Origin of the sequence: Pedobacter sp. V48, assembly GCF_000523515.1 — a bacterium.
GTDB lineage: Bacteria > Bacteroidota > Bacteroidia > Sphingobacteriales > Sphingobacteriaceae > Pedobacter.
In genome coordinates this window covers 25,084-47,073 of sequence record NZ_AWRU01000008.1, presented here as the reverse complement: position 1 = coordinate 47,073, position 21,990 = coordinate 25,084, and the positions used below count along the sequence as shown (strand labels likewise).

Below are 21,990 nucleotides of genomic sequence, written 5' to 3'. Positions count from 1 at the left end.
RYKSYWCMKAWCNYMKSKCTAAAGGAATCACAAACCATTGTATTTATTTCATCGCCAATGAGCGTTAAACCCGAACTAATCACGCTCGTACGGCTTAAATTTTTCGCGGTTTAACTCCATTTTTTCGAGATAAGCCCCTTCTAAATCAAAGCCCATCTGATAGGCTAATTTAAGAACATAAATGAACACATCTGTCACTTCCGCGATGATCTCCGGACGCTGGGACTCATAGCTTACGTCGCCACGCACGACCTTTTTAATCGCATTTGCCACTTCACCAGATTCGCCGCTAAGTGCCAATGCCAGATATTGCAGTGTTTGCAAGTTATCAGCAGAGATCATCTGATCCCACGGGAATTTGCTTTCATGACTATTGTCAAATTCTTGCTGCAACTTAATTATTTCCTTTATTTCCATTTGCTAATAATGAGATAATTTTCATCAATCCTTCTTTTATCGCTTTGTACCTTTTGCCTATCTCGCTGGAATGAGAGGAAGTCAATCTCAACTTATTGTGCTCGGCTATTTGCTTGTTGACCTTATCAAGCAATTCCAGCAGAGGTCTTGGATAGATAGGACATCCTTTGTCTTTTCCTTTATCATTGAGCAAGTTCATTGATTGAGCTAGATTTATAAGACCCCTAGGGTTTATTCTTGACTCTTTCAATTTCATCTTATCAGAGACCCATTTGACGATCTCTTCTTTATTGTCAACCGGATTCGTAATCGCCAGCATAATTGCCATAGGGTCTATATAATCAATCTCCACTTTCTCAAGGCACGAGAATTCAGGATCGTTATAGGCACCAAAAGCATGGATCGTCAGAGAAAGCTGTGTAATTGAGACAAATTTACTCTTAATTCGCTCCGCTATCAGGCACATTTCCGCCATATTGATTGGCAAGAAATTTGAAACTTCCAACGCGCGATAATAACCAGTTAAAATTAAAGTTTGTAAATTATCGGTAATACCGGCCTGTAATAGCATGAATGATGGGATCGATTGATCTTGCTCATGGTTAAGCAGCTCCTTCATGGTTAGTAAACTCCAGCAAGCGCGGTTGGAATCGTGCTTTTCCTTTAATTCTTTTATCAAAAAATCCACTCCACCCTCACCACTTTCAGTTTTAAATGGCTGAATATATTGTCCGTGGCTAAACTCAAGATTATCTGGCGCTGGATTTGACTGCCACTGCATTGCCTTCTCTTTGAAACCATTTATCCACCGATCATTGATTTCGTCGATTTCAAAAAGTCCGGATAGAATAAGATTGCTGGTTCGCACCCCCTCCTCTGGGCATTTTTTCAAGGCTTTATTCGACAAATCCGCTAACTTCCCGCCGGGTTCTTGGTAAATGTAATTGTTCATATTTGCGTTAATCTAGATATTGTTTAATAATTGAGGGGCCTACCTCATATGGAGCCTCATTCGTTATAGCGTATGGGATGACTTCGAAAGCTCCGTCAATTTTCAAATTGAATATATTAAATTGGTTCAAATAACCATCTGAAAGCCTGGGTAAGAGTGCGCCGCAACCAATGACCGGGATTTGTTTTGTTCCATCGCCGATATAGATCCGCACGCTTGAATGTACATGACCATGCAGCAATATTATAACATTCGATTTTAGAGCTAACTTAAACAGGTCAAGCGCATTACTTACCAATGAATTATCGTTTTGATACATCGGAATGAGATGATGATGTAACAATAATACGATTGGATTTTTCGCGGCCAGGAGCTTTTTTTCAAGATGAGCTGGATAAATTTTAGAACTCTTGGTGTCTTCCTTAAATGCGGTATTCGTAGTAATAAAGGACCAGCCATGCATTTCTACCATTCCTGCCGTATGCTCAGGGCTATAGACAAACTCATGGTTTTCGGTTAATTCGCGTGCAAACTTATTAAAGTCCCCGAATTTATCAGCAGCCTTTATATTGATATCATGGTTACCTGGCGTAACAATGTAATTTACGGGAATGTCGGTAAAGGCCTCACCTAGCTGGTTAAAAAATTTCTTGGCCGCCTGGTAATGATAAGCATCCGCCTTATCTGCAATGTCACCACCGACCGCTATTATCAAATCGGTAGGTTCATAGGTGGACAATTCCGCAATAATCAGTTTCGCTACCTGATCGAAAGTTACTCGACCGGTAGAATAGTTTAATGCCATCTGGTCTCCAAAGTGAAAATCTGTTATATGTAGTAAAATGACTTTTTTATTCGCGTTAATTTCCATAAGGATCATAAGGTCGGTAAAATTTTTAAGAGTACCGGCATACCTGGGACAAGTTCAGATCCGTAGAAAAAATAACAGCGCGTTAATTTCTTATCCAGACGATCTTTGTCAATATCAATATAGGAGGTGAGAGTGGTTCCCGGGTATATATGTTAATATCAGCCCCGGAGCCTACCCTCCATATGTCGATATCCTGAAATTTTATAGAAAGTAACATCGACACAAAAGTGAAGGGCTTTGGACCCAATGGAGCTATAATGATACTGTAATTTTCACGCAGCGAATAGTAGAGTGAAGTCAGCTCTCTCTCCAGGAATAGCAAGTCATCAAATTTAAAGGTGGTTATATTGGCAGAATTCTTAAGGATATACTCATTATTTTTTTCTAAAACAGTCACAAACCGTTCGTCAAATGCCGGTTTAGTATAGAATATATGGTATACTTTTGGATCTAAATGATTGATGATGCCATCCGCTTTGTTTTGTTCGTAGCCCAAGCATACGATCAAAGCTTTCGGCTTATCAGTAGGTATCATGTATTTACCTGGAAGCGGAGCTATTTCAGTATTATGTTTGGGTTCAAGTGGTTCAGAGTACTTCGATGGGGTATAACTAAAAATCGTCTCAACCTCCGAAAATCGCATCTTTTTATTCGATATATATAGCATTATGGCATAGTACCATGCCTTGGTCATACACGAGTAATCGATATAGATGCTGATTTTATCTTTATCCAGTGCCCCAAGATGAAGATCTAGCAAGGAAAAAATCTCTGTGTAATCCTTGACTACTTCCTTGACAACTGCATTGTATTTCTTATTGCATATAAATGGTTCGTAACAAAGTAATAGCGTTTTGTTTATGGTGTTTTTACTGACGATCCTATCAAATGCGGTAAACACTCGTTTCTCATGATTACCTGCTAAAATAAACAAGTCAAACTCATGACCTATCAGATCCTCAACATTTAGCTCTATTCCGTATTCAATCTTCATGGAATGACATCAAAAAATTCTTAATTGACTCTCGGGATCGTCCAGTTCAGTTGACTTAGACTTACCTTGCAAAATATCTTTCAAACTGGCTTCCGGGTATTTTCTTAACGGCAGTTTGAATAAAACACATAATAAATAAGATAACTTAAGTCGCTTCCCCTCTATTTTAAAATCGAATTCATCGTCCGTTGGGTCGACAGGAATAAATGCGCCTTGAGACACCCCCTTTTCTAAAATCTCCATTACATGGTCAGCTGAAACTGAATTACCGACATCGACGATAAATGTTCCCCTGGGATCCATATGAAAAGTCTGCCCTAGCACCTGGTCTTCAAAATACTTGCCTACCTTAGTGAGCAATTGTTTAAATGTTGTCTTAGAATAGCGGTTGATAGGAATGTTTTCTATCACGTTGCAAAACCTTTTAGAAGTCGACAACAATTCATCGAACTGAATCCTGGAATCCGCTTTTGCATCCTCTGATCTGGATAAAATAGCGGTTACCAATCCAATAAGCCATCGCGGATTCCCATCGCAAACTTTCTTTAATACCTCCAACCCGAAATATAACTCGCTGGTTTTTCTGCCCCTGCCTTTTGTGGCGTTTACATCCTCTTTTTTAGTCTTCAAATAAAAATTGCGAAAATATACAATTGGCTTTATTTTTCGAAAGAGAGTATCCTTTTGTGAATCATTTTCAGGAAGTGGCTTAGAAATATCTACGCCGTTTTCTTTTAGGAAAATTTCAAACGACTTATCTTTTTTCAGGAGTTGAACCATCTGCAAGTAAAAATCGCTCCCCTGTATATAACTATTTGGTTGGCGATTATAGATGGAATTAGTTCCGAAGAAACTCTCGGCTGACAGGTTGGGGAATTTCTTCCTGACAATTGAGTCAATCAGTCTCTTTGAAAAATCTTCATTTTTCTTTGAGCCCCACATTTTAATAATTTGCAGGTCATTACCGGGAGTGGGCCCATATTCACTGAAGATCAACTCCTCTAATTCTTTTGGGAGAATCGGACTTGCACTTAGCTTATATAGTATAATCTGATTACGACTCCGCAAAGATCCGAAAAGCTTCTTTTGCAACCAATTAGGCGCAAATTCTAATTCGTCAAAACAAAACGCCCATTTTTTTTTCAGATCCACTTTAAAAATCCGTTGAAATACTGGGATTATATATTCGAGAGATGACTCAAATGACAATTTAAAGAAATCGTCATTAGGCAAATCACTGGCGTCTTTGTAATTAAAAATTAACCCTTGTATCATTTGATTGACCATATCAACCCTTAGATTGAGTGCATCAATGATGTAATCAAGTGTAGGAATTGTTCCAGGCAACTTCCAAGCGACGATCAAAAGCTTACAAAGCTCTAACTCTTTTTCGGTTTTCCCTTCCAAATCACTTAAAGCAATGACCTCTTTAAAGGTCTGACAGACGGACTTAAACACATTTGTATTTACTGAAAATTCAGAAACCAGCTGTGAAAATGAACCAAACTTCTCCAATTGAGAGCTGTACACCTGGTTTTTTACATCCCAATAAATATCAGTCGAGATGTAAATCGCGAAAAATTTGATGCTTGCACTTATCCTGGAATCATTAAGGTTATCCCATGACCTAAGTGCTGGGATGGTCAACATTTTCATTAAGGTTGTTTTTCCGCATCCCCTAGCACCCAATACCACAGAGTGATTATTCTGAATTAACTTTTCAAAATTATCCGACCAAATGAAGGTCTCCGCAACTTCTTCAGGATTTAAGTGGCGGGCATTGAATGTATTGTAAAATATGTCAATTTCCCGCATAATATGCATGTTTTGGGCCTACGCCGATTTTATCTCCTAGATATATCTTTTTAGCCTCAAGCATATTTTTCAACGTTTCCTGCTGTTGGGCAGTCAGATATGCAATTTCCGGAGCCGCGATCAGCACTTCTGGCCATTCGACAAAAGATTTTGATTTCAAAAGGGTAACAACTTTACTTTCAATTTTTAACAAGTCTTCTTTATAACCGAAGCCCGTGAAAGGCAAGAAACCATCATCCCTAGTTTTGCCCCACCCAATCTTATTTCTAAAGGTGTATGTTTCTATCGTTGCAACTGCATGACCATTTTCTTTTGAAATTTCAAGAACATGGAAATAATTAAAAATAGTTGCGTAAAGTATTTGATCTGTTGCACTGAAACTACCTGAGGACAAAATTGGTATATCGACCCCACAACTTGTCGGAAAATATCGGAGTAATGGATCGTGTTTATGTCCATGAATGACAAGGTCGAATTTAAATCTCCCTAACAAATGAAGTAGATCCTCGCCATTTGTGATAAAATCATCATCCCCTAAGCCTCGCCGGGCATGGTTAACGGGATGGTGATGACACAACATGATTTTAATTTTCTCATCGTCATTGTTTTCTGAAAGATATTTCTCAATTGCCTCCAACTGATTTGAGTCGATCTTTCCTTTTATGGTAGGATTGCCGTCCTTGTCTGTAGAATAATGGGTATGGTAATGAGTGGAGTTAATAACAAGCAATTGAAAGTCTTTATCCTCGATAAAGCTAAAACCACTTCCCCAAAAACTTTCAAGATAAGCCTCCGGCAAAGGGAAATTTTGTTTTACTTTTTTAGGGATGTCAAAACTATATGCAGAAGCCTTATGACGGCTGTCAACATCATGGTTCCCAATAGTTGCATATAGTTGCTTGCTTCCTAATGCAGCCGCTAATTCCTTTATATAGGACCAGCCTGAAAAAAATCCTTGCTGATCGGATTGGTGCGTGATATCACCCGGGCTCAGCACCACATCAACTTCAATCTGATCTTTTGCAATAACCTCTAAAAGATCCTCTACAGGGTGTTCGTTCACCGGTGATCTTAATTTGGCACTGAAAAGCAAAGTGCTATTTTTTTTAGAGTCTTCTAATTCAGGATGACAATGGAGATCACTGATTATAGCAATACGCAAGAGTTTCTTACCCATATACTAGGTGTTAAAAACAATTAATTCATTAAATGTACCCCGGGTTTTGTTTCGACCCCCGACTTTACTTAGCCGGCCTACTTTGACAAGTTTCCCAACTCCATCATATAAATCAGTTAAAGAATGATGGCTTGCATTCGTTAAAATAAAGTAAGCGCCTTTTTCTGCAATCTTTTCGATGTATGCTTTCAGTTTAAGTTGGTCATCCCAGGAAAACAGGGTTTGGTTGTATTCTATAAAACCATTGTTCTCATGCGCTACCGTGTATGGAGGATCTATAAAGACCAGGTCATTTTTAGAAATCTTATCTATTGACTTTTCGAAGCTTGATGTGGAAAAATCACAACCTTGAATAAATTTACTGACATCTTTTAACAAATCTTCTGTAATTACATCAACATTTATGCGCTTACCATAAGGCACATTGTATTTGCCCTCACTATTCACACGGTATATACCGTTGAAGGAAGTTCTGTTTAAATAGATAAATCTAGCTGCCTGAATAAATGAGTCTTCCGGTCGTGACAGCCTTACCTGGTAATAATGCTCTTCTGTATTTATGAAACTCTTGAGGTGATCTATTACCAATGATGCATCTTCTTGAAGCTTATGATAACAATTAATCAGTTCATTGTTGGTGTCAGATAAAAAATACTTTCTATCAGGATTCGTACTGATACTCTTCAAGTGAAAAAACACTGCTCCTCCCCCTAAGAAAGGCTCGTGATAATTTTCGAAGCTCTTGGGTAGAAAATCTTTCAGCAAATCTTTGGTCAACCAACGTTTCGAGCCCGTCCATCTAAGGAATGGAAATTGCTGCTTTGTATCAGCTTGGATTTCGGGCATAGATAAATTCACAGTTTATTTGAAATAATTTTTTCTTAATGATAATTCTTACTTGGTATAAAGTTAGTATAACTGACGAAAGTACTTGGTTTTTTCATCAAATACTAAACAAGAGTGAAATCTTTTATCTATAATTACCCAAACACTAATAAAACATGCAAGTTAACCGGCAACCAAATTTTCAATGACATTGGGTAAATCAGTAAGAATATATTTAAAAGATGGAAACGTTTCCGGTATAAAATTTGGGGAAGTAGTCAATCATACCATTCAGGCACTCTCCTGCCCAAGAATAAAATCGCCGATCTAAATACCTATTTTTCGAAATGACAAGTAGTTTCTGTACAACACACCCTATATCAGAGACAAATTTCTTTCAAATAGGTAACGAAGCTCCGCTTGGCTCAGGTTGAGGCTAAATATATTTCGCTGAATATTTCGTAATCTCTTTTTTTTATAATTTTCATTGTCTGTAAGAAGCTTATGAGATGAATATGGCTCGTTCTTAATAATCATGTTCCAGATGATTATAGCGATCTTTCTAGCTGTAGCGGTAATGGCTGCAACTCGTCCTTTTCTAAAGGCTATTCTCTTGAAGAAAGATGCAAGATCATGATCTTTTTGATTCCCGATAGAGTTGGCCGCTTGCCTTAAGACTGTAGCTATGGGGTTTTTTCCTTTCTTAACACGACTGCTTAAAATACGCCCTCCACTAATCTTATTGTTTGGCACCAGTCTGAGCCAGGATGCGAAACTTTTTGCAGTTGGAAATTTGTAGATGTCATCACCAAGGTTTGTTAGCAAGCACAAAACGGTATTGTGACTAATACCTGTAATGGCAAAGAGGTCAGTTCCGAAAAACTGGAATGCAGGTTTGGAAACATTGAACGCCGGAGCATTCTTAGCCTTTTTTCTATTGTATCCTTTAAAGATCTTCTCTTGCTTTGCTGAAACCGATCTTTTGGGGATGTATTCGATCAGAAGTCTTTCTATTATATCATCACAATCTTTCAGTGCCTGGTTAAAATATCTGTAAAGATCAAGGCAAGCTTTTAGTTCAAACAGTAGCTCACTGCGCCAAGTGCCACACAACGATTTAGCTATTTCTTCTTTTGATTTTTTTGTCCGGATGTCAACCAGTGAAGCCAAATGTTGAGGGTCCCGATGACCCTCCAGAACAGCTGCAATAATGGTCATGCCTGATTTGCCAGTGATATCACGGATGGCGACGTCAAGCCTAATGTTCATTAGTCTGAGTGCTTTTTGCATCTTGAGTGTATATCGCGCTATTTGTTCTATCAGGTGCTGGCGGTGATTATAATAGGTGCGTAATTCCTGCATGATGTCATTAGGCAGAAAACTTCCAGACAAAAGACCTAGGGAATGGAGTTTCTGTATCCATATAGCATCGATCACATCTGTTTTCTTTCCTTTTACATTTTTTGTTTGACTACCGGAGACTAAGGTTACATCGAATCCCGACCGTTGCAATACACTGAAAAGTGTCTGCCAGTAGGACCCTGTACTTTCCATGGCTACGGTAGTGATATTGTGTGAATTTAAATAAACGATAAGTTCATGATGATCCTCGGTGTAAACTCCAAAAGATCGGACATTTTCGGGGTTCTGGTCCACAGCTACAACATGTGTGCGGGATCCGACATCTATGCCAGCAGCATAGTGATTGATGACCTGAAGCGACATTTTTTTCTTTTCCATAGCATTTTTGAGTTAAGAAGCTTCAGGGATACATCATTCGAAATTAAGAGTTTTCTGTACGGGATTCCAGATAGGATCACCAATCAATTCATCAAATGTCCAATCATAAAACATGGACCTCATGTATCCGGATCAGATTTCAGGAAGGACTCAGGATAAGTGCCAGTTTGCTTGCCGACCTCGTTCTGAAGCTGCAAATCTAATTTATGAAATATGCTTGAAAGTTGTCTCCTCTATTCAATTGCGATTGCGCAATCTTGTGATTTCAGGACGGGACAATACAATCAGTGCATTAAAAAAATGAAAATTAAGTGTTACAAAGCTGAATATCGGTTTCGATAAAAAAGGCCCGACGATAATCAAATTCTTAAAAAGGACTATCATTTTTAAGTAGAGTGAGTCACGGCAGAATAAAAATCAACAAAAACCTCACAATCAGATAGTTAAAAACAAAGATGCAATCCTTTTGGCTCCCGAACCGTAAAAAAGGCTCCCGAACCTAAAAAAAATACACTCAACTATTTGATATACTGATAATTATGAGTAATTTTACAGAATAGCATTTGCAGTTATAAAAACAGAGATGGCGGTGAGTAATTCGGTGAGTCGAGTTTTCAAAGTCCGCTCAGACACGAAATAAGACGGTTTTTGGGCTAAGGTACAAATCCCCCACTCTCCGCCGAAAAGGTATCAAAACCAACAAAAAGCCTGCAAATCGTATGATTAGCAGGCTTTTTGCTTTTTAGGACATACCAAAATATGCATCAATTCTCAACTTAAGATAAAGTTTTGGCCGCTGAAAAACCAGATTCAAAAAACATTGCCATCCTATCCAGGACGGCAATGCAAAAAAATCAGCTGTAAATAGCTCAGGACACCCCCTGTTTAATGAAGATATGAGTACAAAAGAACCGATGTGGTTCAAGTAAKCNAASAKCNRAAKAKCSAAACAGAAGACCTCACAAACAAGAGATGATCGGCATTCAGTAATTAAACCTATTTGATGCCATCATTTCAGATTTTTATTAGATGAGAACAAAAGCAACAGAGAATTACTAAACAATATTCTGCAAATATTTTCGTGATTTTTATGCAGGCGTGTGCACTTTGCAAAATAATGCTTACTATTTTGCAAATCCGTATCTTTACATCATCAAGTACCAGCTACATTATTCAAATGAAAAAAACATCTACTGTTGAGCGCCTTTTAAAAAACATGGGCAACATGCATGAACTTGGACGTCAGCGCGCCTTCGAATTGGGAAATCCCTTTTACGCTCAATTTGAAGAATATGGCAAATACTGGTGTAAAGAGCTTCCAACAGGTGAAAAATACCTGGTAGAGATCGAAATCATAAACGATGCTAATGGCATACCTAAAGAGATCAAGGATACAGTTATTAAAAAGCTAAATTAAAGTATGCCAGAGCTTATCTTTATCACAGGCTGCAATGCTGCAGGCAAATCTACTTTTATCCGAACAAGATTGAACGAACTGGAGGGGTTCGAAATTCTGATGACTGATGTTTACAAAAGCCGGACTAAAGAACTTGCTTTAAAAGCCATAGCCGATAGAAAAGACATCGTTCTGGAAACAGTATTTAATGACAGCTCCTTTATTAACATTGTTGAGGCAGCAAGGAAAGTTGGTTATCAAACCAATATCATTGTCTTGTTTATTGACAACATACAACAATCCATCGACCGTGTAGCTTTACGCATTATGCATCAAGAAGGGCTCCCCATTTCTGACGGCAATGTTAAGCTAAATTTCGTTGAAAGTTTGAAAAACGTAGCATTTTATTACTTTTATTTTGACCATTCTGACTTCATCTACACCGGTACAGGAGCGACCAACAAATATGTCTTTAGTTTCAACCAGGACAAATTAATAAACTATCAATCTAATGACTTAGAGTATCCTCAGCAATTTGCCAGGCTCAGCTTCTCCAAAGATCGTCTGGATGAAGAGGCTTATTTACTGATGACAAAAAACCAATACTATAAAAAAGAGCTCAAGCAAAATATCAAAAGAAATAGACTTAAGCTATAGCGCTGATTATTGAATCCTGCTCATGAATATTTGCTAAAGTAGCAAAAACGAAATATTACTATCTTATGTAAAGCCCCTTCAAAATCAAGAAAATACCACTAAGGTGTTGTAATGGACTCCCCTCATCCCCGCTGGAATGGTCATCAAAGCCATACTGAAACCTTGGAATCGCATGATTTCAAGGTTTTTTGTTTTAATTGAACTTTTTTAAACCAGACGCTCTTCCAGATCATCCTTCCACATAACAAAACCTCTTCTTTCGTCTGAATAATCATGTAAAACACGACTAAAATTTATTGGAGTTGATTGCAGAAATAAGAATCTCTCTTCATTTCTGATTCTGTTAAGATCTCTATCAATATTATAGAGTGCATTTTTAAGTTCCGAAATTTCCTTTTGGGTATGCCAAATATAAGTAGCCTCATCGGTATCCAATGTCTCCATAGCAATATGATATTGCTCTTTTCCTGCTATTAGAAAAACAAAAGCAAATGGAGCTAGAACGAATCGTATTTTCAACACGTCTCCCTCATGTTGTTCGGATAAATATCTAAGTTGCATTTTATGCCTGTAATTACCCTTAGTCAGTACATCCTGTAATAACTCTTCTCCGGAATCATACAATGTCTGACTAGTATCTCCGGTACTGAGCTGTGACATTTCAACATTCTTCCCTAAAAGATTACCTTTCTTAAATAGATTTTTTTCAGCAAATGTAAAACGTATTCCTTCTATAACTTCACGATCAAGCTTCTTTATATCTAGACATACGGCAGATTTGCCAACAACAATACCTTTTTCGACAACTATACAAATATCAATCTGTACAGTCTTAGATTTCAGAAATTTTTCAAAGTATGATTTTAACACTTCAAATTCCGGTCGCATGTTTAAATTCTCAATATCAAATATTACCTATTGCGCTATCTCTTTTATAACTTCACGGAAGGAAACCCCACCATATAAAAAATCAAGTGATTCAATGGTAACCTTAATATTTCGCTCAATTATTTGATCGCTTAAAGTGTTCATTAGACCATCTACTTGGTTTTTCTCTTCCACATCCTCCTCAACATCATCAAACAATGTCCTGTGCCGAATCAGCTTTTTGTAGTAAACATTCCTTTTAAGGAACATTGCGTTTAAATAATCGATCTTAATATCCCTATAATCATAAATTATAGGAGTAAGCTCTGAACGCTGTACGCGGCCAATATATTGGATCAATTTTCCTTCAAAAGAAAACGGATAGACTAAAAATAAACATTGAGCATTATGAAGATCAGATCCTTCTCCAAAGAATTGCCCTGTGGTAATAAGCACTTGATAGTTACCTGCCTTTAAAATTTTCCATTTAGTACCGCGGCTAGCTTCCGAATCATCTCCACTTAATGTAATGGTCTCAAAAGATGGTTTTAAATATTGTTGTAAAGTCTCTATATGCTCCTTTCTCTCAGTGAGAATAACCACCTTTTTTCCAGTGCCCAGTTGAAAAGAAACATCTTTTAAAATCAATTTATTTCTTTCAGAATCATGAATAAGTATATTTGATAATGTCTCGAAACGATCTGTCTTGGCATTATAATTCACATCCAAAGCTGTATTCCTGATGATAATTTCCGGCTGCTTTAATGCATCTTGATCGCTGGATTTCATTTCTGAAATAACCTCTCCAATATGAATGAAAATCAATCTATCATCATTGTTTTTTCGAAAAGGTGTTGCGGTTAGGCCATATAAATAGTAGGAATGAAAAAGTGAAAGTGCATTTTTAAACGTTTCCGCTGCGATGTGATGACATTCGTCAATAATGATAGTTCCGAATGCATAAACTAACTGATCCGCTTCTGGTTTTTCTAACTCTTTACCCAAACTTTGTATCATTGCAATCGTAACCTGTTTTCCTATCTTAGTCTTGCCTTGTCCTATCCTACCAATATCTTGCTTTGGAATTCCCAGAAATGCTTCAACTCTTTCTGCCCATTGGTCCGCCAGCTGCTTACGATGAACTATGATCATTGCTGGCTGCTGTTTATCAGCAATAATTTTAAGACCCACGACCGTTTTCCCTGAACCCGGAGGTGCAACGATCACTCCTATATCTTTCTTAGACGCGGCCTCCACTGCGGGCAATTGATATTCGCGCAAAGCGGCATTGAATGAAACATTTATGGGAGGAAGCAATTTCCTGTGATCATTTAGCTGATAAGGAACATGATTTTTGATGCAATAAACCAACAATTTCCTAATAAAACCCTTTGGAATGATAACATCTTCGTTTTTTTCCTCGATGAATTTTAAGAATCTCTTAGTTCCAAACGTATTCCGACCGCTGTTCTTTTTGAGAATGAAGTCAATATTGAAGAAATTAAGTTCCTCTTTTAAAAAGTCAGCTACGGAAGAATTCATTCCCCCACGGTTGATTTCAATTACATTTGACAATGTGATTGAAAGCTTTTTAGGATCAATAACGCTGGTCGTTTTGTTATTATTTAATGATAGGAATACCTGTTCAAAATCATCAACAGAAATACGTTTAATACTCTTCAAAAATCCCCATTGATCCTTGTAAGAATTGGATGTTTCAGGATCTATAAAACAACTATTATCCAATTCCAAGGCTATTTTGTGTAAAGGCAATGCAATTAGATTTCCGAAGCCTTTTCCGGAAAGTCTATCCTGATTAGGAAACAATCTGTCAAAACTAGAATTTTTATCAAAAGTAGATATCACTCCTGATCTCTCTAGTAAAGTAAGTACAATTATTCTGCTCTTAAAGCAGGATAAGGTTGATCAAAAAATATCCAAACATGCCCACCTTTTCCACTGCGTGAACGTTCAAGATAGGCCGGAATATTATAGCTTGCACATATTTTATAAAACTTCGACAATCTTCCAACCAACTATTTTTATCGAAATCTGCGACAATCAACCAAGATGAGTTGTCTTGCAGAAGCGGATATAATCCTATTAATTGCCTTCCTTCAAGATGTTTTTGGATCTGGTCTTCGGTAAGGGAAAGATAATTTATTGTTTCTGTACTAGTAGAATTTGCTGTTTTCTTATAAATCCTATTAAAATAGGGATCATATAATTTGGCAGGCATAAAACCATTTTTGGTTCCTTTTGTCCAATAAATAGCATAAACATCCTCACGACCTTTAAACAAAGATTTATATAGCGAGATATGGTACTCAATTGAAGATTTATCGAACTTGCTTAAAGTAAATGTTAATTTCCATCATTATGCTCTTACTCAATTAAAGATGGTTTTCATAGACTTTAATGAATGGGGTTAAAACACTTTAATCCTATAACCCGTTCAAAGTCACCCAAATTTCGGGTATATATTTCCAGATCATGAACGGAAGCAGTAGCGGCGATTAAACTGTCACCTAATTTTAGGTTATATTTCTTACGGATTTCAATAGCACGATCAAAAACATCTTCATCAGGAACAATGATTGGTGCATACTTAAACACATCCTTAACATACTTTTCTTCTTCCTTCTTCAATTTGTGATAACCTAGAACTTCCACCCTCGATATTTCGGAGACAATACAAGATTCATCAACAATAAGAGCTCTCAGGTATTCGTATTCACTTGAATAGGAGTAAATGATAATATTACTGTCTAAAAGAAAAGCCATACTTTAAGAGAAGGGTAACTCACGATCTGAACGTTCATCTCTCTGCCAATCCATAGCATCACCAAAAGAAGAAGATTCTTCAGCCTTAAAATTAAGAATACGGTTTTTTAGATTAGTCCTGGCCTTTTTATTTAGATCAGCATTTTTCTTCTCAATCACTACATTTAACTTCTTAGCTAAAGCAATGATTTTGGCAAGACTATCTTCATTATTGGATTTTAAGATGAGTTCCATGGCACTTCGCTATTATGATATACAAATTTACTAAAAATAAATTATCCAGAGTAGCGAAAATTCTATTTTTAAGTTTCTGACTCTTAACATATTATTTTTAATATCAGAATAAAAAACACAAGCAAAAACCGCCTGTTAAACATAAAAAGCGCTATATTTATCAAATAGCATTTGCAGCTACAAAAGAAACAAGATCGGTGAGTGATTCGGTGAGTCGCCAATTACAAACCTCTTCGAAATCATATTAAAGCGGGATTTTGGGCTAGGGTACAATTCCCCACTGATCCGCTCTTGCAAAGGCAGAGTTAGCAGTATAACCTGCAACTGCCTCCCCCGTGATGTATTATGGTTAATTGATCTTTCCTGTTAACAAAAAAACCTATACCATAATAATTCTGTTCTCCAATACCAATTATTTCATTTTGCATCATTGCCATATTTTCATCTTAGACAAGATTAGGTGAAGCGCCCAGGTTGCACATCATGAATTTCGCCAAATCATTAGGAGTAGAATATATTCCTCCATTAGGAACTTTGTATCCACGCCCCGTATGATCAAGAAGAGGTGTCTTGATATCTACCTTTCCGTCAGCGTCCTGAAACCCGGCTGATAATTCAGAAAGCTTTTCTTAAGGCACAACAAAGTAACTGGAATTCATATTCAAGGGCTCGAAAATCCTTATCTCAATTAATTCAATAAAAGGTTTTTTCGCAGCTTTCGAAAGCGCCAATCCTAAAATTCTGTATCCAATATTTGAATAGCTAAACTTCTCTCCGGGTTTGGGTCCGGATATCTTTGCCAAAAAGCATAACGCTTCTTTCAGGAACATGTGCAAGCCCAAGCGGTGCTCTGATTGCCGTCGTTTTCCCCGGCCCATTTGGCCCGAAAAAGCCGAATATACTTCCCGTTTGAACGGTAAGATCAGCTCCTTTCAGAACTGGTTTATTTCCGAAAGCATACATTAATGAGTTAGTCTCAATTATATTCATAAGGCCAAGGTATCGTCATTATTTATTCAAAAAAAGGAATGTTGTGAATACTTTGTTTGGTAATGTGAAGCATATAAAAAATCATTTAAACTTTATAATACGTCGATGAACTTACGGTAATACTAAAAGTTTGCTCACGAAATTGCCTTAATCATATTAAAAAAGGTAATACTATTCCCTTTTTGGTATTTTGAACAATATCATTCAAATCATTATTGAGTTTAACAGCTTTAGCTATGATCTGCGAATTCCTGTCGACGTCCATGTGCACGAATGGAAAAAAGATGTGCCCTACTAAACGTAAGATCATAAGAGCCGACTCTAAATTCACAAAAGACAGAAAAATCGGTTATCAATAGTCAATTCAAAACAGTGGAATATATTATATTTATATTCATAAACCAATTAAAACCAACCAAATGAACAAAATCTACCTAATCGTCATCATAGTCGCATCAACAATAAATGCCATTTCCCAGGAAAAAACCTGTAACTGTCTGGAAAATCTCGACAAAGTGATCGAAAAAACAGAAATCAACTATGCAGGCTTCCCCTTAACAGTTAACCCAAAAACCATATCCAGATACAAAACCCTGGTAAAAAAACTCAAAAGAAATGCAGCGACAACCTCTAAGCCCAAAGAATGCTTCAGCATTATCAAAGAATACGTAGTCTATTTCAACGACAAACATTTCGACTTTGAGTACGGTGTAAACGACGACAGCAACAAGCAATACCATCAAGTCACCGAAGAACAATTCCGTAGTACCTACAGCAAAATAAAACCGGGATCAGTTGAAGGCATCTGGACCAATCCTGATTCCACCATGAAGCTCGCCATCATCCCCAGGACAAAAGATGTATACCTGGCTGTCATTCTGAAAAGCAATGACGACAAACTTCCAAAAGGGCTCATCTATAGCACCATCACAAAAACTATCAGCGGATATACTTTCGATAAATACAACTGGATCACTCCTGACTATCCCCTGCGCCTCCGGGAAGGATTGCTCTTCATGTGGAACTTTGAAATCTGGGGTCGTGAATACCCGGCTCCGATGAGTAGCGAAGAAAAAGCAGAACTGTCCAGCTGGAAAAACTATAATTTCGGCTTGGGCATTTCAAAGTTGAATGACACGACCACCCTGCTCAGAATTGCATCATTCAACAATGACAAGAAGATCAGGGAAATCATCACCAGGAATGACTCTTTAATCCGAAGCAGCAAGAACCTTATTGTCGACCTCAGAGGCAATGCCGGAGGAAATTCAGGTTGGTTTTACCTCCTGCCCTACTTCTATACCAACCCTATTGACCAGGGTGCACCCCAGCTTAGGTTGTCGGAAGAGAACATAAAGCGTACCCTGCCCAGAATAAAATCATTTCTCGACAATCCGCCAACCGATGCCGCCTTTAAAAGAAACTATACGCCGGAACTGGTTGAGGCCAATAAAAAAGCATATCAGGAAATCCCGCAGTCCAAGGCKASATNYTANWCYMWTWCCCTMSAYGAYGCTCNNWWCMGATNCTNTAGNTAAAAACACCAAACAAAATTGCGCTGATCTTCGATGACCTGGGCGGAAGCTCAACCGAATTTTTCTTTTACATTTCCAGACAAAGCAAAAAGATAAAAAGATATGGCACCTCTACTTATGGGATGATGGATTACATGGGCATGTCCGAAGAGACTAAATTGCCGTTCAGCGAATTCTACCTTGTAATTCCCGACACCAAAGCATCCTGGACCGACAATAATCCAATCAATGGAAAAGGCTTCCAGCCCGAAAAAAATCTCGGACATCTTCCCTATAGCCAATGGGTCAGCTACGTGGCAGAAGACCTGAACAGCCAGTGATCTGCGAAACACAAATAACCAACAATTTCCTCGAAGTGTAGGAATGCACTACTACAATATATATTAAATCCCGACTAGAGTTTTCTCAACTCATAACCACGCTTTGCATGCTCGTATGTGAAATATCTGTTCTCATTAGCAAACCAATTCAAGGTAAGTCCCATTCTAAGTTTAGTAGATGAAATTAGTGTATAATCAACCCCGTCTTCGTTCCACATGTGAATGCACGATTCTTTAATTATGTTATTATCGATTATAGGCATAAAAAGATGATTTGAAGGACGGTCTCCCCACTCACTGTAAAATTCAATGAACCAACATTTTAACTCTAAGCTTTCAATTAGTTCAACTAAAAACAGCCACTTCTCTTTTCTGTATCCTCCTTCGTCATCACTAACCCCGATTATTGTTAAATTGTGCTGAGCAAAATGAACTACTGATTCTGGGACGTCAACTTGTCCCTTGGTGATTATAGCAGCTATTCGTTGGCCCATTAGATAAATATAATAACATATTACCAACGTTGCATTCACGACTTAAGCCCCAATCTGTGAAGAGGGTCGAAGTGTGAATATTAAGAAGATTACAAACTATTTCAAGCTTATATAACCCTTAAAATAGACCGCAAGAGCCATTGGCAATAGTAAACCAGAAATCCAAATAACCCAACAAGTTACGCGGCTTCTCTTCGTATTCCATTGATGGTTTATAAATTCATCATATATATCTTCATGCCTTCCCTTTGCTGCTAACATCCAGTACGATAGCCTTAAAATTACAAGGTTAATTACAATGCCTATTACGCGAGTAAACGGTTTAAGGTGCATATGGATTCATTGACCAGCAGACCGATCAACATCGTTAGGCCGAAGATGCTTAGTTCCACTAATAGCAAAGCCCTAAACCATCCGTCCCAATCCTCAGGTTTGTCTTTATAAAAGTAGAGGAAACAGAAGTAATAAAATCTTAACAGCATGCTCGTATAAATATAGAAAATTTATGCTTATCAATCAATTGGGAGACCCGATGATTGCGCGTAATCTTGGTTAGTAAGTTGCAGAAGCTTATTACACTTCATGATCATAGGATATCCCCCCTCTTATGCACCCATAGAGCCAAAACCTTCATTTAGGAATGTGTAAATTAATCGATTGTATTTGGTTAGAAAAGGGATGTGACATTCCTTTCTTTACTTCTATCCACATACAGTATTTCAATTAATTAGACTCGAAACTAAGATTCAACATGTATTAAAAATTCTGTTACTTATTTTAAAATATTGAATGTTAATTTAAACGTTTAATCTCTGTATCTAAGGCCTTGTCCCCCGTGTTTATCCCTATAAATTTCATAAGAACCTTCATCGGTGCTGTAGCTAGATCTGACTCAGCTTTGCTATTTAGCCGATAAGTTGACTGAACCAATCTTATCTTTTTTAGCATCCATGGTTTAAGTTGCATATCTAATATCTTCTTGCGCTGTCCGCCTATTTGAAGAGTTGATCAAGCGAGACCAGCCACTCGCATGTCAGTTCATTATTGTATCCAGGGTAAATGCTTAAGTATATGTGACAAAGATTTAACGCTGGTTTAATAATTGGGTTTAGCTTTGCTTATTAAATATTTGGTTCGTATTACGTTTCGGTCTAGTTGATAATTAAAGAGCTCGGACTGGTTTACCGGAGCTCTTTTATTGAAGTACTTTAACCGAGCTGTAGCGTTTTGAAAGTGGTTCTCGTATAAGCTAATATAAACTTAAAACACCTATCATGAAGGCATTAACCGCTGTATTTTCATTTCTAATTTTATTTTCGATTTGTTTTACCTCTTGCGAAAAGGACAGAGAGGCGCCTTCAGAAAGCGCTCTGGTCGGGGATTGGCAGGAACTGGATCTGACCGGGTTTGTCCGCTCAGTGAAATTCACTAATAAAAACGAGTTTCAGTTCTCCACGGGGAATAACGAGGGCTATGCCACAAAATATACTGGCACTTATCAAATACTGTCGGATAGTCTGAAAATTGAAACCAAGGAGATGCTCAGCCAGGATCCGGGGAAACCAGCTGTGAAGACCGCGACAACATTCGAACTCTATGAAAAGGCTACATTTAGTATATCCGGTGATATCCTTACGTTGAAATACATTACTTATCCGGCCGATGCTCCAGTTACTACCACTGCAAAATTCCGCAAGGCGATTACTATAGACCAGGGAGGATTGATCAAATAACAGGGTTTAAATCTCGCTAAGAGACTACAATATTAAAAGCTCCGTTTTTGCTGGAGCTTTTAATATTATCTCATGCTTTTTTATTACTGTCATATATAAATGCGACACAAACGATAACATCTGTAAAAAACAGTAACACAATAATTTATTCTTCATTCTTGCGGTATTACTTGATCGCAGGAAGATTTCACGAATATTAATTAAATCAGTTTTGTATTCTTGAAAATTTCTTTAACAACCGCCAAAATTCCCTCTAAGTGTTGCAATTGGCTCCCTTCATCCCGCCAAAAAGGTGACAAAACCAACAAAAAGCATGCAAATCGCATGATTAGCAGGCTTTTTGCTTTTTAGGACATGCCAAAATATACATCAATTCTCAAATAACAAGTGAGTAATTTGGAAAATAAAAATGATTCCCCAAATCGGACGTATAAAACTAATAATCAACACATTAAACCAATTAACATCTTGTAAAAGCACCTTCAAAGCAAAGGTGTTTCTCTTCACCAACACTAAATATCTTCCTATCCAACAATTATAGTCATCTCCGCTTTTGGTAATCTATGTTTCGGTAATTAAACAAGTAAGCTCCCGCCATCGATTACAATGATTTGACCGGTTGTAAAGCTCCCGCGCATAAGGTATAAATAAGCTTCGGCAATTTCATATGCATCGCCAATCCTGCCAGTCAGTAATTTGCTTCCAATNNRGCTAANATRANKCSTCSYKTWSRGCTTCCGACATACCTGCTGAAAGATTTGTTCTGAAAGTGCCCGCGCATATCGCATTGACCCTTATCGGTGCAAGTTCGAAAGCAAGCGAGCGGGTAAGTCCCTCAATAGCGCTGGCCATTGCTGCAATCACAACGGTTCCTTTTCTCGGTCTTCTTCCAATTGCACCGGTGGTTAATACAATTGATCCGCCTTGACGAATCAGTCGGGCTCCGTGCTTCACAGCCATAACAGAACCCCAAAAGCGAAGGTTTATAGATTGTTTAGCTTTATCAATGTCCAAAGCCGATAAGTCACTAAAATTTAATGCATCACCGGCAGTAAAAACAAGGTGATCAAATTCGCCTGTTTTCATAAAAAGCTGCTCAATTTGTTTTTCATCACCAAGATCTGCAATGAAACCTTGGCTGTCTTTCGGCAGCAAAGATAAAGCTTCATCAACCTTTTGCTGGCTACTCGAAACCACAACTACCAAGGCACCTTGCGCTGATACTGCCTGGGCAGTAGCTAACCCAAAACCAGATGTGCCGCCTAATAAGACAACTTTTTTACCACCCAAACTGTTTTCTTTCTTATTTTCCATTTGATATTTTTATAGCTACAAAATTATTGGACATTTACTATAATTTTGTTATCCGTTACCTTTAGGATAGTAACTATAATTGTGTATGGGAAAATCGAATTTCAAATCAGAACCAGGTATTGAGCGGCAATTGGCGCTACAGGATGCCCTGGATATATTGAGAGGAAAATGGAAAATCCTTATTTTGCGAAGTTTATACCTTTATGGAACTATGCGGTTCAAAGACCTGTTGGAAGCTTCAAAGAACATAACACCAAAAGTATTATCTAACGAATTACAGCAGTTAGAGTTAAATCTGCTTATTACCCGCACAGTGAACAATACTAAACCTATTACAGTATCTTATGAGCTCACTAACCATGCCATCGAAACGCTACCTGTCATTAAAGCTTTAATTGAGTTTGGGTTGAAACATAGAAAGAAAATTAAGGACAATTAAAGCTTATAAATTTTGAATCCAACAAGCCTTCCTACCAGGAAAATGGGATGTAGACCGGAAGAGCAAGACAATTGGTTCGATCTATCCCGAAAAAATCTGTTTTTTACGGAACGGACTTTTGAATCAAAAGAGTGACCAAAGTACTTGAATTTATGCATTTACTTTGAAAAAACGAGGTTGGAATGACAAGTAAACCAGCAAGGGTCACAGAAAACCATCCAATACACATCAATTATAAACTGCTCAAATGGATGCTTACAAAGCAGGATCTTCTTGTTGATCAATCCAAAAAGTACTTTTTAGTGTTATGCACAATTTATCTGAAAGTTCCCTCCGGCCTCGGGTTGGTCAAGGAGCGGCACACCCTAAACCACCCCGCTGACAAACTCCTTCAATGTGGTCTTTCCCTTAATCGGACTAACCGGCGTATGATATT

The 21,990-nt window shown here is 37.7% G+C and carries 21 protein-coding genes and 2 pseudogenes; 6 read left to right on the top strand and 17 right to left on the bottom strand.

Annotated elements, in window-relative coordinates:
• Positions 1-75: 75 nt before the first annotated feature.
• The 8 genes from N824_RS09430 to N824_RS09395 all read right to left on the bottom strand — a co-directional run bounded on the left by N824_RS09430 (position 76) and on the right by N824_RS09395 (position 8,791).
• A complete protein-coding gene (locus N824_RS09430) occupies positions 76-417 on the bottom strand; it encodes a MazG nucleotide pyrophosphohydrolase domain-containing protein (RefSeq protein ID WP_048904907.1) in 342 nt (113 codons plus the stop codon).
• Positions 395-1,369 carry a hypothetical protein gene (locus N824_RS09425; RefSeq protein ID WP_048904906.1) on the bottom strand — a complete coding sequence of 325 codons (975 nt, stop codon included), beginning with the start codon at positions 1,367-1,369 and terminating at the stop codon, positions 395-397. Before N824_RS09425 ends, N824_RS09430 begins: the two co-directional genes overlap by 23 nt.
• Positions 1,370-1,376: 7 nt before the next feature.
• Positions 1,377-2,240, bottom strand: coding sequence for a metallophosphoesterase (locus N824_RS09420; protein WP_048904905.1), 864 nt, complete (start codon positions 2,238-2,240; stop codon positions 1,377-1,379).
• Between the two features lie 82 nt (positions 2,241-2,322).
• Positions 2,323-3,234, bottom strand: coding sequence for a hypothetical protein (locus N824_RS09415; protein WP_048904904.1), 912 nt, complete (start codon positions 3,232-3,234; stop codon positions 2,323-2,325).
• A 9-nt stretch (positions 3,235-3,243) separates the two neighbouring features.
• Positions 3,244-4,749, bottom strand: coding sequence for a hypothetical protein (locus N824_RS09410; RefSeq protein ID WP_152542132.1), 1,506 nt, complete (start codon positions 4,747-4,749; stop codon positions 3,244-3,246).
• Positions 4,750-5,035: 286 nt separating this feature from the next.
• Positions 5,036-6,226 (bottom strand): metallophosphoesterase, encoded by a 1,191-nt coding sequence (locus N824_RS09405; protein ID WP_048904902.1) that lies wholly within the window; start codon positions 6,224-6,226, stop codon positions 5,036-5,038.
• Between the two features lie 3 nt (positions 6,227-6,229).
• A complete protein-coding gene (locus N824_RS09400; RefSeq protein ID WP_048904901.1) occupies positions 6,230-7,072 on the bottom strand; it encodes a Dam family site-specific DNA-(adenine-N6)-methyltransferase in 843 nt (280 codons plus the stop codon).
• A gap of 354 nt (positions 7,073-7,426) precedes the next feature.
• Entirely contained in the window at positions 7,427-8,791 is a 1,365-nt protein-coding gene (locus N824_RS09395) for an IS110 family transposase (protein WP_048904900.1), read from the bottom strand.
• A gap of 1,177 nt (positions 8,792-9,968) precedes the next feature.
• Here N824_RS09395 and N824_RS09390 point away from each other — a divergent pair.
• Positions 9,969-10,208, top strand: coding sequence for a hypothetical protein (locus tag N824_RS09390; RefSeq protein ID WP_152542130.1), 240 nt, complete (start codon positions 9,969-9,971; stop codon positions 10,206-10,208).
• 3 nt (positions 10,209-10,211) lie between these two features.
• Positions 10,212-10,844 carry a zeta toxin family protein gene (locus N824_RS09385; protein WP_048904898.1) on the top strand — a complete coding sequence of 211 codons (633 nt, stop codon included), beginning with the start codon at positions 10,212-10,214 and terminating at the stop codon, positions 10,842-10,844.
• A 207-nt stretch (positions 10,845-11,051) separates the two neighbouring features.
• On the opposite strand, the gene N824_RS33015 is transcribed toward N824_RS09385, so the two are convergent.
• From N824_RS33015 to N824_RS09360, 7 genes and pseudogenes are all read right to left on the bottom strand, one after another.
• The gene (locus N824_RS33015) at positions 11,052-11,732 is read right to left on the bottom strand and encodes a hypothetical protein (protein ID WP_200869857.1); all 681 of its coding nucleotides are present in this window, start codon (positions 11,730-11,732) and stop codon (positions 11,052-11,054) included.
• A gap of 27 nt (positions 11,733-11,759) precedes the next feature.
• Positions 11,760-12,500, bottom strand: coding sequence for a DEAD/DEAH box helicase (locus N824_RS38310; RefSeq protein WP_373419282.1), 741 nt, complete (start codon positions 12,498-12,500; stop codon positions 11,760-11,762).
• 12 nt (positions 12,501-12,512) lie between these two features.
• Positions 12,513-14,013 (bottom strand): annotated as a pseudogene (locus tag N824_RS38305) (DEAD/DEAH box helicase family protein); the annotation flags it as partial.
• Positions 14,014-14,126: 113 nt separating this feature from the next.
• Positions 14,127-14,495, bottom strand: a complete 369-nt coding sequence (locus tag N824_RS09370; protein WP_048904896.1) for a type II toxin-antitoxin system VapC family toxin — start codon at positions 14,493-14,495, stop codon at positions 14,127-14,129.
• A gap of 3 nt (positions 14,496-14,498) precedes the next feature.
• The gene (locus N824_RS09365) at positions 14,499-14,729 is read right to left on the bottom strand and encodes a hypothetical protein (protein ID WP_048904895.1); all 231 of its coding nucleotides are present in this window, start codon (positions 14,727-14,729) and stop codon (positions 14,499-14,501) included.
• Between the two features lie 629 nt (positions 14,730-15,358).
• A complete protein-coding gene (locus N824_RS38300) occupies positions 15,359-15,559 on the bottom strand; it encodes a serine hydrolase domain-containing protein (RefSeq protein ID WP_084498258.1) in 201 nt (66 codons plus the stop codon).
• Positions 15,492-15,719: an ATP-binding cassette domain-containing protein gene (locus N824_RS09360; RefSeq protein WP_048904894.1), complete on the bottom strand. Its 228-nt coding sequence runs from the start codon at positions 15,717-15,719 to the stop codon at positions 15,492-15,494. Before N824_RS09360 ends, N824_RS38300 begins: the two co-directional genes overlap by 68 nt.
• A gap of 1,675 nt (positions 15,720-17,394) precedes the next feature.
• Here N824_RS09360 and N824_RS09350 point away from each other — a divergent pair.
• Positions 17,395-17,574: a hypothetical protein gene (locus tag N824_RS09350; RefSeq protein WP_152542125.1), complete on the top strand. Its 180-nt coding sequence runs from the start codon at positions 17,395-17,397 to the stop codon at positions 17,572-17,574.
• A gap of 74 nt (positions 17,575-17,648) precedes the next feature.
• Here the strand turns inward: N824_RS09350 and N824_RS09345 are convergent, their stop codons facing one another.
• The gene (locus N824_RS09345) at positions 17,649-18,068 is read right to left on the bottom strand and encodes a hypothetical protein (protein ID WP_048904891.1); all 420 of its coding nucleotides are present in this window, start codon (positions 18,066-18,068) and stop codon (positions 17,649-17,651) included.
• A gap of 1,274 nt (positions 18,069-19,342) precedes the next feature.
• Here N824_RS09345 and N824_RS09340 point away from each other — a divergent pair.
• The gene (locus N824_RS09340; protein ID WP_048904890.1) at positions 19,343-19,801 is read left to right on the top strand and encodes a hypothetical protein; all 459 of its coding nucleotides are present in this window, start codon (positions 19,343-19,345) and stop codon (positions 19,799-19,801) included.
• A 711-nt stretch (positions 19,802-20,512) separates the two neighbouring features.
• Here N824_RS09340 and N824_RS09335 read toward each other — a convergent pair.
• Positions 20,513-21,115 (bottom strand): annotated as a pseudogene (locus N824_RS09335) (SDR family NAD(P)-dependent oxidoreductase).
• Between the two features lie 85 nt (positions 21,116-21,200).
• Here N824_RS09335 and N824_RS09330 point away from each other — a divergent pair.
• Entirely contained in the window at positions 21,201-21,554 is a 354-nt protein-coding gene (locus N824_RS09330) for a helix-turn-helix domain-containing protein (protein WP_048904888.1), read from the top strand.
• A gap of 182 nt (positions 21,555-21,736) precedes the next feature.
• Positions 21,737-21,990, top strand: a 254-nt coding sequence (locus tag N824_RS34110) for a hypothetical protein (RefSeq protein ID WP_235207050.1), incomplete at its 3' end; no start/stop codon positions are given.

Excerpts from the sequence above, each read along its gene's own strand:
- N824_RS09420 (WP_048904905.1), bottom strand. The coding sequence starts at position 2,240 with ATGGAAATTAACGCGAATAAAAAAGTCATTTTACTACATATAACAGAT.
- N824_RS09370 (WP_048904896.1), bottom strand. The coding sequence starts at position 14,495 with ATGGCTTTTCTTTTAGACAGTAATATTATCATTTACTCCTATTCAAGT.
- N824_RS09360 (WP_048904894.1), bottom strand. The coding sequence starts at position 15,719 with ATGAATATAATTGAGACTAACTCATTAATGTATGCTTTCGGAAATAAA.
- N824_RS09415 (WP_048904904.1), bottom strand. The coding sequence starts at position 3,234 with ATGAAGATTGAATACGGAATAGAGCTAAATGTTGAGGATCTGATAGGT.
- N824_RS33015 (WP_200869857.1), bottom strand. The coding sequence starts at position 11,732 with ATGCGACCGGAATTTGAAGTGTTAAAATCATACTTTGAAAAATTTCTG.
- N824_RS09330 (WP_048904888.1), top strand. The coding sequence starts at position 21,201 with ATGGGAAAATCGAATTTCAAATCAGAACCAGGTATTGAGCGGCAATTG.
- N824_RS09400 (WP_048904901.1), bottom strand. The coding sequence starts at position 7,072 with ATGCCCGAAATCCAAGCTGATACAAAGCAGCAATTTCCATTCCTTAGA.
- N824_RS09430 (WP_048904907.1), bottom strand. The coding sequence starts at position 417 with ATGGAAATAAAGGAAATAATTAAGTTGCAGCAAGAATTTGACAATAGT.
- N824_RS09395 (WP_048904900.1), bottom strand. The coding sequence starts at position 8,791 with ATGGAAAAGAAAAAAATGTCGCTTCAGGTCATCAATCACTATGCTGCT.
- N824_RS09390 (WP_152542130.1), top strand. The coding sequence starts at position 9,969 with ATGAAAAAAACATCTACTGTTGAGCGCCTTTTAAAAAACATGGGCAAC.
- N824_RS09365 (WP_048904895.1), bottom strand. The coding sequence starts at position 14,729 with ATGGAACTCATCTTAAAATCCAATAATGAAGATAGTCTTGCCAAAATC.
- N824_RS09350 (WP_152542125.1), top strand. The coding sequence starts at position 17,395 with ATGTCCGAAGAGACTAAATTGCCGTTCAGCGAATTCTACCTTGTAATT.
- N824_RS09425 (WP_048904906.1), bottom strand. The coding sequence starts at position 1,369 with ATGAACAATTACATTTACCAAGAACCCGGCGGGAAGTTAGCGGATTTG.
- N824_RS38300 (WP_084498258.1), bottom strand. The coding sequence starts at position 15,559 with ATGTTCCTGAAAGAAGCGTTATGCTTTTTGGCAAAGATATCCGGACCC.
- N824_RS09345 (WP_048904891.1), bottom strand. The coding sequence starts at position 18,068 with ATGGGCCAACGAATAGCTGCTATAATCACCAAGGGACAAGTTGACGTC.
- N824_RS09385 (WP_048904898.1), top strand. The coding sequence starts at position 10,212 with ATGCCAGAGCTTATCTTTATCACAGGCTGCAATGCTGCAGGCAAATCT.
- N824_RS38310 (WP_373419282.1), bottom strand. The coding sequence starts at position 12,500 with ATGAAATCCAGCGATCAAGATGCATTAAAGCAGCCGGAAATTATCATC.
- N824_RS09405 (WP_048904902.1), bottom strand. The coding sequence starts at position 6,226 with ATGGGTAAGAAACTCTTGCGTATTGCTATAATCAGTGATCTCCATTGT.
- N824_RS09340 (WP_048904890.1), top strand. The coding sequence starts at position 19,343 with ATGAAGGCATTAACCGCTGTATTTTCATTTCTAATTTTATTTTCGATT.